The following is a 15249-nucleotide window of genomic DNA, read 5'->3' as shown; positions in this document are numbered from 1 at the left end:
GCTCAGGTCTCCCGGCGGATTTCGCTTTCGTGCCAGCGTCCAAGCACGAGGCGCGACAGCCAGCTCGTGGCGAGGAAGATGACGATGCCGAGAACCGAAACGAGGAACAGGGCCGCAAACATGCGCGGAATCTCGTTGCGGAAGCTGGATTCCAGAATACGCGAGGCGAGACCCGTGTTCTGGCCGGCGGTTCCCGCGACGAACTCGGCCACCACGGCCCCGATCAGCGCCAGACCGCCGGCGATCTTCAGCGCCGCCATGAAGTAGGGCAGGGCGCTGGGCGCCAGCAGGAAGCGCAGGCGCTGCAGCGGAGTCGCCCGATAGAGCTTGAACAGATCGCGCAGATTGTGGTCGGCGCTGCGCAGGCCGATCACCGTGTTCGACAGGATCGGGAAGAAGGCCACGATCCACGCGCAGATGAGCAGCGCGGTGAAGGTGTCGCGCACATAGATGAGGATCAGCGGCGCAATCGCCACCACCGGCGTGACCTGAAGGATCACCGCGAAGGGGAAAAAGCTCATCTCCACGGTGCGCGAGAGGGCGAAGATCATGCCCAGCAGAACGCCGCCGGCAATGGCGCAGGCAAGCGAAAGCATGGTCAGCTTCACCGTGAACATCATCGAGCTCATCAGCGAAGACCAGTCCTTCACCAGCGTTTGCGCGATCAGCGATGGTGCGGGGATGACGTAGTGAGGAACCTCATAGTAGCGGACCAGCCCTTCCCACACGAGAAGGGCGATCACGATCGCCATCGTCGGCATGATGACCGCCTGGCGGCGCTCGATGCGGGCGCGGCGGTTCTGTTCGGAATTGAGTACTGGCGTCTCGGTTGTCATGGCGAGGGCCTCAATGGTTGATGTCGTCATTTCCGAGCGTCTGATTGAGCGCGTCGGAAACGATTTCACAGCTTTCGGTATATTCGCGGGTGGTGCGGAAATTATCCGCACGGGGATAGCTTCCCGGAATAGCGATATCGGCGACGACGCGCCCCGGTCGGGCAGCCATCACCACGACGCGGTTGGACAGATAGACCGACTCATAAACGCTGTGGGTCACGAAGATCACGGTCAGCCCATGTTCCTGCCACAGGCGCAGAACGTCGTTGTTGAGCTTGAAGCGGGTCATTTCGTCGAGCGCTGCGAAGGGCTCGTCCATCAGCAGCAGACGGGGCTTGGTGACGATGGCGCGCGCAATCGAGACACGCATCTTCATGCCGCCCGAAAGCTCGCGCGGATAGGCTTTCGCAAACTTGCTCAGGCCCACCTGCGCCAGAACTTCCTCGACGCGCGGCGTTGCCTGTGCACGTGACATGCCGCCAAGCCGCAGTGGCAGGTATACATTGTCGAACACGGATGCCCACGGCATGAGTGTCGGCTCCTGAAACACGAAGGCGACATCCTGCGGGCCGGTGCCGCTGCCCGGCGCATGGCCATTCACGGTGATCGAGCCGGCGGACACTTCCGACAGGCCTGCAATCATGCGCAGGGCGGTGCTCTTGCCACAGCCCGACGGCCCAAGGAAGCTGACGAACTGCCCGTCCTCGATGGAGAGCGACATGTCGCGGACAGCCACCACTCCCGTACCATATTGCTTGTAGACGTTCCTGATTTCGATCAGTGGCTGCGAACCTGTCGTAGCTGCTGCGCTCATTGCGTGTCCTCACCCCAGGCCGGGTTGTTGTCGAGCCAGGTCAAAGGCGCGCGCTCCACCTCGGCGAGCACTTCGATGAGACGGTCGGCTGCATAATCGATGGTCTGGCGACCTTTTTCGGTCGTCGCGGCGGCGGCGTTGCCGGCAGCTCCGAAGGGGTTGATGTCATGCATCTGCCAGCCGGGCTTCGCGCCCGACAGCGCGATGTGACGATATTCGTTTTCGAAGGTTTCGGTGAGAGCCGAAAAATTCTGCGCCTTGTCCATCACCACCAGATCGGGGTGCATGGCAAGCATCACCGACGTCTCCATGTCGCCGGCATGAATGCCATGCAGCGTTTCATGCTCGTCATAGAGACCATCCGGCAGGCCATGCCCGAACCAGTTGACTGAAAAGACCATCATGCCATGGCGCTGGCGCAGCTCGCGCGCAACGATATCCATTATGCTGATCTGCCCGCCATGGCTGTTGAGCAGCACCATCTTGCGAACGCCGCTGGCGGCAACGCAGGCACCGATCTCGCACCACATTGAAATAAGCGTCTGGGCGGAGAAGGTCAGCGTGCCGGGATACCGAGCGTGCTCATTGCTTTTGCCGACCGGCTGCGTGGGCAGAAAAAGCGTCCGGCTCGTTTCCGGCAGCCGCTCCACAATGGCTGCCACCATGCCGCTGACGATCGCGGAATCCACTGACAAAGGCAGATGCGGCCCATGTTGCTCCGTCGCGCCAACGGGCAGAACCGCGACGATATCGCCACGATCGAGCCGGGAAAATTCCTCGCTCGTGTAATCCGACCAATATCTTTTCAAAATCAGAATTCCTCCCTCATGCTCCGCGCAGCTTCGCTACGAGAAAGCGCGGAGCAGCTTCAGATGCCGGCGCGCCTCCACGTCGCCACCAAAGCTGTTCTCCATCCCTGACGCAGCTGGCTTTCTCCCTGCTCCCAAGAGGCCGGAACTGCATCCTGAGCGATACTACTAAACGATCTGATCGATCGGTCAAACTAATTGTTTAAATTCTCCCGGGAATATGCAACCAAATGTCCCGCGGCCCTTCGAGGGAGCGAAGCGCGCAGTTCGTGCGGTGGGCCGTCAGTGGAGGATGTCGATGGTTGAAAGATGCATCATCGTGGGCGCCGGGCATGGCGGCTCGCAGGCCGCGGTCAGCCTGCGTCAGGAAGGATATTCCGGCGAGATCGTGCTGGTGAGCGATGAAAAGGACCTGCCGTATCACCGTCCGCCCCTGTCAAAATCCTACCTGAAGACCCCCGATGCGGAAGGGCTGGTGCTGCGCACGGAGGCCGTCTATCGCGACAATGCCGTAGAGCTGGAACTCGGCATGCGTGCCGAACGGATCGACGCGGGTGGGAAGCGGCTGGTTCTGGCTGGCGGGCGTGAGCTGGAGTTCTCTGACCTCGTTCTGGCAACGGGTGCGCGGGCGAGGATGCCCGGGCTTCCCGGCATGGATCTCGATGGCGTCGTCACGCTGCGCACCATGGAAGACGCCCGCCGCATTCGTGCGGCGATGTCCCGGGTCGAGAGTGTGGTGATTGTCGGCGGCGGTTTCATCGGCATGGAAATGGCGCATAGCTGCATCGGTCTCGGCAAGTCTGTCACGCTCATCGAGGCTGCGCCGCGGGTGCTTGCCCGTTCGGTCGCGCCGGTCGTTTCCGCCCATGTCGAGCAGCGCAGCCGATCTGTCGGCATTGACCTGATCACCGGCGTGCAGCTTGCCGCCATCCATGGCGAAAACGGGCGCGTTGCCGCCGTTTCCACCGCAGACGGCCGTCGTTTCGATGCAGACATGGTCGTGATGGGGATTGGCGCGGTGCCCAATGTGGAACTGGCCGCCGAGGCGGGACTTGAAATCGCCAACGGCATCGTCGTCGATCCGAACCTGCGCAGCTCCGCAGCGAACATCCACGCCATCGGCGATTGCGTCAGCTTCGATCACCATCAGCTGGGAACGCGGGTTCGTCTGGAATCGGTGCAGAACGCAACCGACCATGCGCGGCATGTCGCGCTGGTCCTCACCGGGCGCGCACGTCCCTATGCCGAAGTTGCATGGTTCTGGTCCGATCAGGGCGACATGAAGCTTCAAACCGCCGGGCTGTCAGCCGGTGCGGACAGTTGCATCGTATCGGGCGATCCTGAAGCCAACGCCTTTTCCGTCTATCATTTCTGCGGTCAAAAACTGGTCGCCGTCGATTCCATCAACCGGCCGGCAGATCATATGATCGCGCGCCGGCTTCTTGCAGCCGGCATCAGCCCCACGGCAACGGATATCGCGGAAGGCCCCCAACGCCTCAAGCAAATGGCCAGCCCCGCCAGGGCAGGCTGAGCCTTACACATATTCCGCGGCTGCCGTGCCAGTCGCGGAAACCTCATTCGGAGTTCTGTGAAAATGCTTCACTGCCTTATCATCGGCGCGGCCGGCATGCTCGGCGACGGGCTCGCAAAGCGCCTTATGAAGGATGGCCAAATCGGCGGCCGCAAGGTCGGGCGGATGACGCTGTTCGACATCGTTCCTGCCAATATGCCTGCAGCTGAAGAGATTGGTGTGACGATCGAGACGGGCGATATTTCGTTGCCGGAAACGGCGACGCATCTCATCGCTTCCCGTCCCGACGTGATCTTCCATCTGGCAGCCATCGTATCGGGCGAGGCGGAGCGGGATTTCGAGAAAGGCTATCGCATCAATCTGGATGGCACCCGCCATCTGTTCGAGGCGATCCGCAAGGCGCATGAGGCGGATGGCTATTGCCCGCGCGTGGTCTTCACCTCCTCGCTTGCCGTGTTCGGCTCGCCGCTGCCGGATGTCATCGGCGACGACTACATCATCACCCCGCGCTCCAGCTACGGCACCCAGAAGGCCATCGGCGAACTGCTTCTGGCCGACTACAGCCGGCGCGGTTTTCTCGATGGTATCGGCATCCGCCTGCCGACCATCTGCATTCGCCCCGGCAAGCCGAATGCGGCAGCTTCAGGCTTCTTCTCCGGTATCCTGCGCGAGCCGCTGGCGGGTCTGCCTGCAACCTTGCCGGTCGACACCTCCGTGCGCCACTGGTTCGCCAGCCCGCGCGCCGCAATTGGCTTCATGGCTCATGCCGCGGCGGTCAGCAGCGGGTTGCTTGCCGCGCGCCGTAACATGACGATGCCGGGTGTTTCGGCAACGGTGGCCGATGAGATCGAGGCGCTGCGTAACACCGCCGGTGAGGCCGCAGTGGCCCTCATCCGCCACGAGAAAGACCCGGCCATCGAGGCGATCATCTCCACATGGCCGCAGGCATTCGATGCCAGTCAGGCGCTCAGCCTCGGCTTCGAGGCGGACGAGTCGTTCGAAGCCATCGTGCGCGCCTATCTTGAGGACTATGCACCGGCTGTGGAGCACGCATCGTGAGCACAGCAGTGCAGCACACCACCGTCAGCGGAAGAAATTTTCTCCTGATAGGCCTTGGTGCAATGGGCTACGGCATGGGCCGTTCGCTGCTGCGCGCCGGCCTTTGCGTGGATGGCTTCGACCTGAATGCAGAAACGCAGGCACGCTTCCGCACCGAGGCAGGGCTTGACCGCACGCTGGCGGACGCCGCAGGCGAAGCGGACGGTGCGATCCTCGTCGTGGTCAATGACGCACAGACACACGAGGCCTTGTTCGGCGCGAATGGTCTTGCCGAAAGGCTGAAGCCGGGTGCGGTGGTGATCAGCTGCGCCACCATCGATCCGCAGCGAGCCATTGCTTTCGAACAGCAGCTTGCAGAAAAGGGCATTCTCTATCTTGATGCTCCGATCTCCGGCGGTTCGGCACGCGCCGCGCAGGGCAAGCTCTCGATCATGGCATCCGGCAGGCCCGAGGCTTTCGCAAAAGCGCAGCCGGCGCTGGATGCCATGGCCGAGACCCTATTCCGGCTGGGCGACAAGGCCGGGCCCGGCTCGGCAATGAAAAGCGTCAACCAGCTTCTGGCCGGAATTCATATCGCGGCCACGGCGGAAGCCTTTGCCTTTGGGATCGCGCAGGGGCTGGATGCGGACCAGATCATGCAGGTCATTCCCGCCTGTGCGGGCTCCTCATGGATGTTCCAGAACCGTGGTCCCTACATTGCCGATGGTGACTACCGGCCGCATTCGGCTATCGACATCTTCGTCAAGGATCTCGGCATCGTCACCGATGCTGCTTCCGGTGCGACGCTCGACCTGCCGGTTTCTCAGGCCGCGCTTGAGCGTTACCGTGCTGCTTCCGCCGCAGGCATGGGGCGCGAAGGGGATGTGGCGCTGGTCAAGCTCTACGCTGCCCAAAGCGGCATCGACCTGCCGCCGAAACGTTACGAGGACAAGTGAACATGCTGCTGGGCTGCATAGGTGACGACTTCACCGGCTCTTCCGATCTGGCCAATACGCTCGTCAAAAGCGGCATGGCCACGACGCAATATTGCGGGGTGCCGCAGGGCAGGGCCGATGCCGGCGTGGAAGCCGGCGTCGTGGCGCTGAAGACGCGCAGCATCGCGCCAGGGGAGGCTGTCGCGCAGTCGCTTGCGGCGCTGGACTGGCTGCGTGAACAGGGCTGCCGCCAGTTTTTCTTCAAATACTGCTCGACCTTCGATTCCACGCCGCAGGGCAATATCGGCCCCGTGGCAGAGGCGCTGGTGAAGGCGCTGGGCGCGGAAAAGGTGATCGTCTGTCCGGCTTTTCCTGCCACCGGCCGCACCATCTATCAGGGCCATCTGTTCGTGGGCGACCGGTTGCTCAGCGAATCCGGGATGGAAGCGCATCCGCTCACCCCGATGACCGACCCGGACATTCGCCGCTGGCTTCAGCACCAGACCGCGCTGCCGGTCGGCCATGTCGGCTTCAGCGATGTGCTGCGCGGCGCGGCGGCCATCGGGGGAGCGCTCACTCGCCAGCAGGCGCAGGGCCACACGCTGGTTGTCGTCGATGCGGTGCAGGATGAGGATCTGTTCGCCATCGGTGAAGCGGCTGCGGATCTTCCGCTGATCACAGGAGGCTCAGGTGTCGCCCTTGGCCTGCCGGAAAATTTCCGCCGCAAAGGGTTGATCGGCAACCGCGACGTTCAGTGGAAGGCGATTGAAGGACCGGGTGCCGTGCTTTCCGGCTCCTGCTCGCGCGCCACGCGGGCGCAGGTCGCGCATTACCGTGCCGGCCACCCTTTTCTGGAAATCAAGGCAGATGCCCTGATGTCCGGCGACATGACCCTTGCTGCCGCAGCCGCATGGCTCCAGCAGAACCTCGACGGCGCGCCGCTGGTGTTTTCCTCCGCCGATCCGGAGGAGGTTGGCCGCGCTCAGAAACGTTACGGAACCGAAGAGCTTGCAGGCCGCATTGAAGCCTTCTTTGCCGGTCTGGCGGCACAGGTGCGCGCGCTTGGCGTGAAACGACTGGTCTCCGCCGGTGGCGAAACATCCGGCGCGGTGGTGCAGGGCCTTGCCTGCGAAGCCTTGCAGGTTGGTCCCGAGATCGACCCCGGCGTGCCGATGCTGCGCCTTGGCGACGAGGATTTCGGCCTTGCCCTCAAGTCTGGTAATTTCGGCTCGGAGGATTTCTTCTCCAAAGCGCTGGCCATGCTGGAAGGGAGATAAGGGGTGAGCGAAGAGGCGCGTCTGCGTGAAACGATCTGCGCCATGGCGCGTTCGATCTTCGATCGCGGCCTGACAGGCGGCGCATCCGGCAATATATCGGCGCGCCTGTCAGATGGCCGCTTGCTCGTCACGCCAACGGGGTCATCGCTGGGCACGCTCGACCCCGGCCGCCTTTCGCTGCTCGACATGCAAGGCCGCCTGATTTCCGGCGACGCGCCGACCAAGGAAATGCCGCTCCATTCGGCTTTCTACGAAACGCGCGGCGCGAAGTCCGGTGCCATCGTGCATCTGCATTCCACCCATTCGGTGGCACTTTCCATGCTGCCGGAAACCGATCCCGGAAATGTGCTGCCGCCGCTGACCCCCTATTCGGTGATGAGGCTCGGCAAGGTGAAGCTGCTGCCCTATTTCCGGCCGGGCGATGCGGCCATCGGCGAGGCGATCCGTGGCCTTGCCGGCAAGCGCAGCGCCGTACTTCTGGCCAATCACGGGCCTGTGGTTGCCGCCAAGGATCTGGAAGCAGCACTTCACGCCATGGAAGAGCTTGAGGAGACCGCGCGTCTCGCGCTGCTCACGCGCGGCATGTCGCCCAGAATGCTGACGCCCGCGCAGGTGCGCGACATCGTCGATCATTTCAATATCGAGTGGGAATAATCATGAGCCTGTCCTTTTCAGCCAATCTCGGCTTCCTGTGGACGGAGCTGTCGCTGCCGGATGCGGTGCGCGCCGCAAAACGTGCCGGGTTCAGCGCTGTGGAACTGCACTGGCCTTATGCGACGGATGCTGCAGACCTGAAGCAGGCGCTGGCCGAAACCGACCTGCCGGTGCTTGGGCTCAACACATCGCGCGGCAATCTGGAAAACGGCGATTTCGGATTGTCCGCATTGCCGGGCCGCGAGCAGGATGCTCATGCCGCCATCGATCAGGCACTGGCGTATGCTGCGGAAATCGGCGCGACCGCTGTCCACGTGATGGCTGGCAAGACCGCTGCGCCGGAAGCACGCGAAACCTTCATCGCCAATCTGCGTTACGCCGCCGACAAGGCTGCACCTTCAGGCATCACGATCCTGATCGAGCCGATCAACCAGCACGATGCGCCGGGCTATTTCCTCAGCGACAATGCAACGGCATCGGCGATCATCGCAGAGACCGGCCGCGACAACATCCGCATCATGTTCGACTGCTATCATGTCGGCCGCTCGGGAAAGCCGGTGCTTGAGGAGTTCGAGGCTCACAAGCACAATATCGGCCATGTCCAGTTCGCCGCCGTTCCGGATCGCGGCGAACCGGATTCAGGCGAGGTCGATTTTGCCACCGTCCTGCCGAAGCTGGCGGAGGGTGGCTATCGCGGCCACTTCGGCGCCGAATACAAGCCCCGTGGTACGACCGAAGCAGGACTTGGCTGGCTGGCGGCCTTGCGCTGAAAGTGCCGCAGAATCCTGATAGCCGAGAAGGCTACCCGATCATTTCCTGCAACCGTTCGAACGGCTGGAGCGCGGCATCGCCGGTCTGTCTGGCGTAATCCTGCAGGCGCTGTGCGATGGTTGCGGCGCCGATCTGTGCGCCGTGGTGCATGGGGCTGCACAGTCCAAGGTGCTTGGCGAGGCGTTAGGACGCTTCTATGCGGACAAGCATGGAATGGAAGTTGTTGGGCTGCGGATCGCCTCGTTCCAGCCAAAACCGACGACTGTGCGGCACCTCGGAACATGGCTCAGACCGCGTGATTGCGTCGAACTGGTGAATTGCTCACTGCAGGCCAAAGGCATTCACTTTGAGGTCGTATATGGCGTTTCGGCGAATTCGCGCGAACTCTATACCGATCCCAATCGCGCTAACATCGGCTACATTCCTCTCGACAACGCGGAAGATTATGCTGCGGAAATTCTTGCGGCAATGAAGCTTGAAGACAAGCCGGAAATGGAGCGCGCTTTCCATGGCGCACTTTATGTGCCGGTTGGTTTCTCCGGGGATCTCAGCAAGATCACCTGATCTGAATTGCTGTGCAGGCGAGGCTATCCGGTTCTGAGCGTTTGCCGGCGCGCCTGTCGATCAGGTGGGCTCGCGCCGCCAGCAGTTTCTCAGGGTCTGCGATGGGACCAAGCATCTCCCGGCGTCTTCCAGTGATTTTGGCACTTGGCCTGCTTTCGCACCACCAGTGACACACTTGCCTTCTTCGGTAGCCGCTCCCCTGTTCAGATCGCGGATTGCAGGGCGCCTTGCGGGTCGAACGCTTCGATCATGCGTGGATAGGCGCGGCGCATATCGTCCACGAAGGTGGTGTAGGGCATGTCGTCAAACTCGCCGATATAGTCGATATATTCCATTCTCAGCCGGCCATCCCGCCCATAGGAATGAAAGATGGAATCATGTTTTCCGTCGAATTCCAGCGGCTCCATGCCCTGACGGTCGCACAGTGCCTGATCGAAGGCCGGCGTCGCCTTCACCCATTTTCCGTTGAGGAAAAGCGATGTGTAGGCATGCCAGCGGAAGATGTCGTCATCCATCAGTTCGGCGACGCGCGGTGAGGTTACATGATTGCGCACATTGGCAAAGCCCAGCCTTGCCGGCACCCCTACGGCGCGTGCCGAAGCAGCGAGAAGGATCGCTTTCGGCACGCAAAAGGATGAAGCTGCCTCCAGCACATTCGACGCGATGAAAAGCTCTTCGCGAACGCCGAAACTGTTGAGCGAATAGGGGATCATGTCGCGCAGCCGGTAGTAGAGGCGCACCGCTTTCGACGCATCATTCCCGCTGCCTGCCGTCTCCATCGCGAAGTCGCGGATCGACGGGTGCCCGAAATCCAGATAGCGCGTCGCCTTCAGCGTATCGTCCATGGTGTTCTCCCTTGCCGGCTCAGTATCGGTGCCGGTTTGCCGGCATACTGGCGCAAACCACGCTCCGGCATATCCGCCAGTTGAACTGCATCCACAATATAATTATAGACCGGACGGACGGTCAATTTATAATTGCAGCGGATCGAAGCAGGTTCTGCATGCAGGACGCTTTCATTTGCGATGCGGTGCGCGCACCCATTGGCCGCTATGGCGGAGCCCTGTCGGCGGTGCGTGCCGATGACCTCTCAGCCATTCCGCTTGCCGGTCTTGTCCGGCGCAATCCGGGCATGGACTGGGTCCATTGTGGATGACGTCATCTATCGCTGCGCCAATCAGTCCGGCGAAGACAACCACAATGTGGCACGCATGGCCGTGCTGCTTGCTGGCATGCCTGTGTCCGTTCCGGACACGACCGTCAACCGCCTGTTCGGGTCGGGCATGGATGCCATGGGCATGGCTGCGGGGGCGCTCCGGTCTGGCGATTGCAAGGTGATGCTGGCTGGTGGCGTGGAAAGCATGTGCCGCGCGCCTTTCGTCATGCCCAAGGTTGAGGCCGCCTTTTCGCGCAGCAATGCCGTCTGCGACACCGCCATCGACTGGCATTTCGTCAATCCGAAGCTCAGGGCTGAGTTCGGCATCGATTCCATGTCCGAGACCGCTGACAATGTGGCTGTCGACTACGCGGTCAGCCGGGCGGATCAGGATGCATTTGCGTTGCGCAATCAGGCGGGCTGGAACGCAGCGCAGGAAAAGGGGCTGTTTGCAACTGAGATCGTGCCTGTAACCATCCCGCAGAGAGAGCTGCTGGTTATGGACTGTGATGAGCATCCGCGCCCGATACCACCGTGGAGCAGTTAGCGCGGCTGAAGGGCATCAATGGTCCGGATCTGTCGGTCGCCGCCGGCAAGGCCTCGGACTTCAATGATGGCGCGGCGGCTTTGCTTATTGCTGTTGATGCGGCAGCGCGCTCGCAGGGGCTGGCGCCATGACCGCCGCGAGCTTGGAGCCACGCGTCATGAGTATCGGCCCGGTGCCGGCCGTACGCAAGGTTCGCGGCGGAAGCGGCCTGACACTGGCCCAGATGGAGGGCATCGAACTGAACGAGGCTTTTGCTGCACAGGCGCTGGCCGTTTTGCGCGAGCCTGGATTGCCGGATGATGCGCCCCATGTGGACCCCAATGGCGGTGCGATCGCCATGGGTCATCCGCCGGCATGAGTGGCGCGCGCCTCGTCACCAGTGCCATCTGTCAGCTTGAGTGGCCGGACGGGCGTTATGGCCTGTGCAGCATATGTGGTGGGTATGGGGCAGGGCATTGCCCTGATCATCGAGCGGGTTTGACACCTTCTGCAGAAATGGATGCGCCGTCAGTGAAACGGCGCGGCCGGCTGCGGTGTGGTCAGACGAGGGACTTGCTGCCGGCGATGATCAGCCGGGTTACGATGTCGGCATAGGCATCGCGACTGATCGGACCGTTTGGCCTGAACCACATATACATCCAGTTCATCATGCCGAAGAGCGACATCGTGACCGGCATCAGCAGCGGTGTCTCACCGTCAAGCTTCGGATTGATTGCATTGAGCAGGGTGGAGAAGCGGGCCACGATGCTCCGCTCGATGGCCCGCAACTGATCGGTCATCTCCTGCGGCAGCACGTTCTTTCCGGTAAGCTGCACCTGATGGTAGTTGTCAGCGTTGCGATAATGCTCCAGGAGCTGGCCGACGATAAGGCGAAGCCGCGTCTCGGCTGGCAGATTGGCGTCATCTGCCTGCGCCAGCGCATCGTCCAGTTCGCTCAGATGCGTGTGCACGATGTCGAAGATCAGGGCGTCCTTGCTCGGATAATAGTGATAGAGCAGCGCCTTCGATACGCCGCTGCGTGATGCGATCTGGGCCATCGAGGCCCGGTCTATTCCCAGTTCTGCAAAAGTGCTCGCAGCGGTTGTCAGGATGCTGCGTTGCTTTTCCTCGAAATCGGCTGCCCGTGTTCTGGCCATGTCCGCTTGATCCAGTCCTGTTGCGGCGCGTTGCCGGAATTTCATTTCATGGCGGGCAGAACAGTTGTTCGTGCGGACTGCTGGCAGGGCTGTTGCCCTGATGCTGATGGCGCCCGATACACCCATATGTTCGCACTTGTTCCCGTTCTGAAAAAATCCCGCAAAGGTCTCAAAAAAGTTCTTGCATAAACCGTCCGGTCAGTCAATTATAGCTTTAAGTCCGATCCGGGGAAGAAGCGCTTGCCGTTCAGATGGCAGCTTCTTCCGGATGGACAGGGAGATGATTTCAGGAATAGGCGCTGCCTGAAGGTTGCCGCGGACGAGTTCCCGGCAAGCTGTTGGTGCTGGGCGTTCTGCAAGCCGGGAGGCCAGTCGAAATGATGTCCGATCGCCTGCATGTGGCAGGGAGGGTTTTGCCGTGAGCGTTTCCGTTGCGCCCGGGCGGCTTGAGCTTGAGGGGCTTCATCTCTCCTTCGGGGGGCTGAAGGCCATCAGCGACGCTTCCTTCGTCGCCGATCCTGGCAAGATCACCGCTCTGATCGGTCCGAACGGTGCCGGCAAGACCTCGATGTTCAACTGCATTTCGGGTTTCTACCAGCCGCAGCGCGGCGCGGTTCGCTTCGATGGGCGCGATGTCAGCGCCCTTGCGCCGCCGCAGCGCGCAAAGCTGGGTTTTGCCCGTACCTTCCAAAATATCGCGCTGTTTCGCGGCATGACGGTTCTGGACAACATCAAGCTTGGCCGTCATGCGCATATGCGCACCAATGTCCTGCAGGCGCTTACCTATTTCGGCAGGGCGGCGCGCGAGGAAATGGAACTTCGCGCCGAGATCGAGCGCGACATCATAGATTTTCTGGAGATCAACCATATCCGGCATATGCCGGTGGGTTCGCTCTCCTATGGCCTTCAGAAGCGCGTCGAACTGGCCCGCGCGCTGGCCATGCGTCCGCGCATCCTGCTGCTCGACGAGCCTGTCGCCGGCATGAACCGCGAGGAAACCGAGGACATGGCCCGCTTCATTCTCGATGTGAAGGAGGAGTGGGGCACCACGATCCTGATGGTCGAGCACGACATGGGCATGGTCATGGATATTTCCGACCATGTTGTCGTGCTCAATTTCGGTCAGGTCATCGCCTGCGGCTTGCCGCACGAGGTGCAGAACAATCCCGATGTGGTTGCCGCCTATCTGGGATCGGGCGATCCGGCGGCGCTGATGAGGAAGCTGGCCGGTGAAGCTGCGGAGCGCGCCGCATGAGTGATTTTCTGTTTTTTCTTGAGGTGTCGCTTGCGGGTCTCGGCTCCGGTGCGCTGCTGTCGCTTACAGCTCTGGCCTTCGTGCTGATCTACAAGGCAACGCAGGTCATCAACCTCGCCATCAGCGAGATCCTGATGATGGGCGCCTATATATTCTTTGCCTTTGCGGCAGGGCTCGGCCTGTCGCCATGGCTCGCGCTGCCGCTGGCCATCGCCGGCGGTGGCATCATCGGCGGCATCGTCGAGCGCGGTGTCATCCGCAGCATGCTGGGCGAGAGCCCGATCTCGATCTTCATGGTCACTGTGGGGCTCGGCTCCGTTCTGGTCGGCCTCGTCGAGTTCATCTGGGGCGCCAATCCGCGCACCCTGCCTGATTTCATTGGCAGCGCTCCCGTGTTCATCGGCGAACTCTATGTGTCGCGCAAGATCGCGGTCGGCTTCTGTGTTGCGGCTGTCGTCATTGCCGTCTTCCTTGTGCTGTTCCGCTACTGGCGCGGCGGTGTCGCCCTGCGCGCCACGGCCAGCGATCAGGCTGCCGCCTATTCCTGTGGCATCAACGTGCCGGCCGTCTTCTCGCTGTCGTGGATCATCGGCTGTGGGGCAGCTGCCGGCGCAGGCGTTCTGCTTGGCGCCATCGGCGGTATCTCTCCCACCATGGGCGCCTTCGGCCTTTCGGCGCTGGTCGTGGTCATTGTCGGCGGCATGGATTCGGTTGCCGGCGCGCTGATCGCGGGACTGGTCATCGGCCTCGTCGAGGCCTGGGCCGGCACCTATCTCGGCGGCGAATACAAGTCCGTCTCCACCTTCCTGATCCTGATCCTGATGCTGATGGTCCGGCCCTATGGCCTCTTCGGCACCCGCGAGATCGAGAGGCTCTGATGCGTATCGCCACTGCCAAGCAAACCTATCTTGCCGACGAGGCTCTGATCCGCACCCGCACCCAGATGGCATGGTGCGGCGTGCTGGCCGCCAGCCTGGTTGCAGCACCGTTCGTGCTGGACTCCTACTGGCTCTATCTGGCCTGTCTCGTGCTGATCAACGTCGCCAGCGCCACCGGCCTCAACATCCTCACCGGCTATACCGGTCTCGTCAGCCTCGGGCAGGCGGCGTTCATGTCGGTCGGCGCCTACACGGTCGCCTGGCTGGAGCGCAACACGGGCATGCCGTTCCTGCTGAACCCGCTGCTGGGCGGTGGCGTTGCGGCAGCTGTCGGTATGCTGGTCGGTATTCCTTCGCTGCGGGTCAAGGGACTTTATCTGGCAATCGCCACCATCGGCGCCTCGATCATCCTGCACTTCGTCTTCCTGAACTGGACGTCGGTGACGGGCGGCGCACGCGGCCTGCAGGTGCCGCCGGCCAGCTTGTTTGGAACGCAGCTCACCACCTATTTCCAGCTCTACTGGGTATTCATGCCGATCACCGTCGTGATGGTCATCGGGGCGGCCAATCTGTTCCGAACCCGCATTGGCCGCGCCTTCATCGCCATTCGCGACCGGGACATCTCGGCAGGTGTGCTGGGCATTCCGCTGCTGCGCTACAAGCTGATGAGCTTTGCCATTTCATCCTTCTATGCAGGTGTTGCGGGCGGAATGTGGGTCTACTTCTTCCGCGTGGTGAGCCCGGAGAGCCTGACGCTTGCCGATTCCATCTTCTTCCTCGCCGCGATCATCGTCGGCGGCATGGGGTCCATTCTGGGTGCAATCCTCGGCGCCATTTTCATGACGCTTGTGCCGGAAGTGCTGCGCTATGCGGTCGAGGCTGCCTCGCCCTATGTGGCGGATGCCGGCTCGCTTCTGTCGCCGATCCGCACCATCGCCTTTGGCGCGCTGATCATGCTGTTTCTGGTGTTTGAACCGCAGGGGCTGGCCGAAATCGTCCAGCGCATCCGCCGGTTCTTCCACCTGTGGCCTTTCAAGAAATAACCCGA

Annotated in this window: 15 protein-coding genes and 1 pseudogene; 11 read left to right on the top strand and 5 right to left on the bottom strand. The window is 62.0% G+C overall.

Translation table 11 applies throughout. The features are described 5' to 3' along the window. Positions 1-2: 2 nt before the first annotated feature. From MIC97_RS17225 to MIC97_RS17215, 3 genes are read right to left on the bottom strand one after another with little or no spacing between them, the layout of a single operon-like run. The gene (locus MIC97_RS17225) at positions 3-836 is read right to left on the bottom strand and encodes an ABC transporter permease (protein ID WP_239801466.1); all 834 of its coding nucleotides are present in this window, start codon (positions 834-836) and stop codon (positions 3-5) included. Between the two features lie 10 nt (positions 837-846). Continuing rightward, a complete protein-coding gene (locus MIC97_RS17220) occupies positions 847-1650 on the bottom strand; it encodes an ABC transporter ATP-binding protein (RefSeq protein ID WP_183832311.1) in 804 nt (267 codons plus the stop codon). Continuing rightward, positions 1647-2459, bottom strand: a complete 813-nt coding sequence (locus tag MIC97_RS17215; RefSeq protein WP_239801240.1) for a creatininase family protein — start codon at positions 2457-2459, stop codon at positions 1647-1649. Before MIC97_RS17215 ends, MIC97_RS17220 begins: the two co-directional genes overlap by 4 nt. Before the next feature lie 298 nt (positions 2460-2757). Between MIC97_RS17215 and MIC97_RS17210 the strand changes: the two genes are divergently transcribed. The 7 genes from MIC97_RS17210 (at position 2758) to MIC97_RS17180 (ending at position 9229) form a co-directional block, all read left to right on the top strand. Beyond that, positions 2758-3990 carry an FAD-dependent oxidoreductase gene (locus MIC97_RS17210; RefSeq protein WP_239801239.1) on the top strand — a complete coding sequence of 411 codons (1233 nt, stop codon included), beginning with the start codon at positions 2758-2760 and terminating at the stop codon, positions 3988-3990. A 63-nt stretch (positions 3991-4053) separates the two neighbouring features. Next, the gene (gene denD, locus MIC97_RS17205) at positions 4054-5049 is read left to right on the top strand and encodes a D-erythronate dehydrogenase (RefSeq protein ID WP_239801238.1); all 996 of its coding nucleotides are present in this window, start codon (positions 4054-4056) and stop codon (positions 5047-5049) included. Continuing rightward, on the top strand, positions 5046-5984 hold the full coding sequence (ltnD, locus tag MIC97_RS17200; RefSeq protein ID WP_239801237.1) for an L-threonate dehydrogenase: 939 nt from the start codon (positions 5046-5048) through the stop codon (positions 5982-5984). The genes denD and ltnD overlap by 4 nt, the downstream gene beginning before the upstream one ends. A gap of 2 nt (positions 5985-5986) precedes the next feature. Next, positions 5987-7240 carry a 3-oxo-tetronate kinase gene (gene otnK, locus MIC97_RS17195; protein ID WP_239801236.1) on the top strand — a complete coding sequence of 418 codons (1254 nt, stop codon included), beginning with the start codon at positions 5987-5989 and terminating at the stop codon, positions 7238-7240. Positions 7241-7243: 3 nt separating this feature from the next. Further along, positions 7244-7894: an aldolase gene (locus MIC97_RS17190; RefSeq protein WP_239801235.1), complete on the top strand. Its 651-nt coding sequence runs from the start codon at positions 7244-7246 to the stop codon at positions 7892-7894. A 2-nt stretch (positions 7895-7896) separates the two neighbouring features. Then, entirely contained in the window at positions 7897-8664 is a 768-nt protein-coding gene (locus MIC97_RS17185) for a TIM barrel protein (RefSeq protein WP_239801234.1), read from the top strand. 169 nt (positions 8665-8833) lie between these two features. Continuing rightward, positions 8834-9229, top strand: a complete 396-nt coding sequence (locus MIC97_RS17180; protein ID WP_239801233.1) for a hypothetical protein — start codon at positions 8834-8836, stop codon at positions 9227-9229. Between the two features lie 203 nt (positions 9230-9432). Here MIC97_RS17180 and MIC97_RS17175 read toward each other — a convergent pair whose 3' ends face one another. Then, positions 9433-10074 carry a transglutaminase family protein gene (locus MIC97_RS17175; protein ID WP_239801232.1) on the bottom strand — a complete coding sequence of 214 codons (642 nt, stop codon included), beginning with the start codon at positions 10072-10074 and terminating at the stop codon, positions 9433-9435. A gap of 158 nt (positions 10075-10232) precedes the next feature. On the opposite strand from MIC97_RS17175, the pseudogene MIC97_RS17170 reads away from it, so the two are divergent. After that, positions 10233-11413: pseudogene (locus tag MIC97_RS17170) on the top strand (acetyl-CoA C-acyltransferase). A 58-nt stretch (positions 11414-11471) separates the two neighbouring features. Here the strand turns inward: MIC97_RS17170 and MIC97_RS17165 are convergent. Continuing rightward, positions 11472-12068 (bottom strand): TetR/AcrR family transcriptional regulator, encoded by a 597-nt coding sequence (locus MIC97_RS17165; RefSeq protein ID WP_239801231.1) that lies wholly within the window; start codon positions 12066-12068, stop codon positions 11472-11474. 418 nt (positions 12069-12486) lie between these two features. Here MIC97_RS17165 and MIC97_RS17160 point away from each other — a divergent pair, with 418 nt between their 5' ends. From MIC97_RS17160 to MIC97_RS17150, 3 genes are read left to right on the top strand one after another with little or no spacing between them, the layout of a single operon-like run. Next, positions 12487-13323 carry an ABC transporter ATP-binding protein gene (locus MIC97_RS17160; protein ID WP_239801230.1) on the top strand — a complete coding sequence of 279 codons (837 nt, stop codon included), beginning with the start codon at positions 12487-12489 and terminating at the stop codon, positions 13321-13323. Then, positions 13320-14201, top strand: coding sequence for a branched-chain amino acid ABC transporter permease (locus MIC97_RS17155; RefSeq protein ID WP_239801229.1), 882 nt, complete (start codon positions 13320-13322; stop codon positions 14199-14201). The genes MIC97_RS17160 and MIC97_RS17155 overlap by 4 nt, the downstream gene beginning before the upstream one ends. Next, on the top strand, positions 14201-15244 hold the full coding sequence (locus MIC97_RS17150) for a branched-chain amino acid ABC transporter permease (protein WP_239801228.1): 1044 nt from the start codon (positions 14201-14203) through the stop codon (positions 15242-15244). Before MIC97_RS17155 ends, MIC97_RS17150 begins: the two co-directional genes overlap by 1 nt. The last annotated feature ends 5 nt before the right edge of the window (positions 15245-15249 follow it).

Source organism: Aquamicrobium sp. NLF2-7 (assembly GCF_022359935.1).
GTDB classification, from domain to species: Bacteria; Pseudomonadota; Alphaproteobacteria; order Rhizobiales; family Rhizobiaceae; genus Mesorhizobium; species Mesorhizobium lusatiense.
Note: the sequence above shows the minus strand (reverse complement) of the source record. Positions and strands in the feature narration are given on the sequence as shown.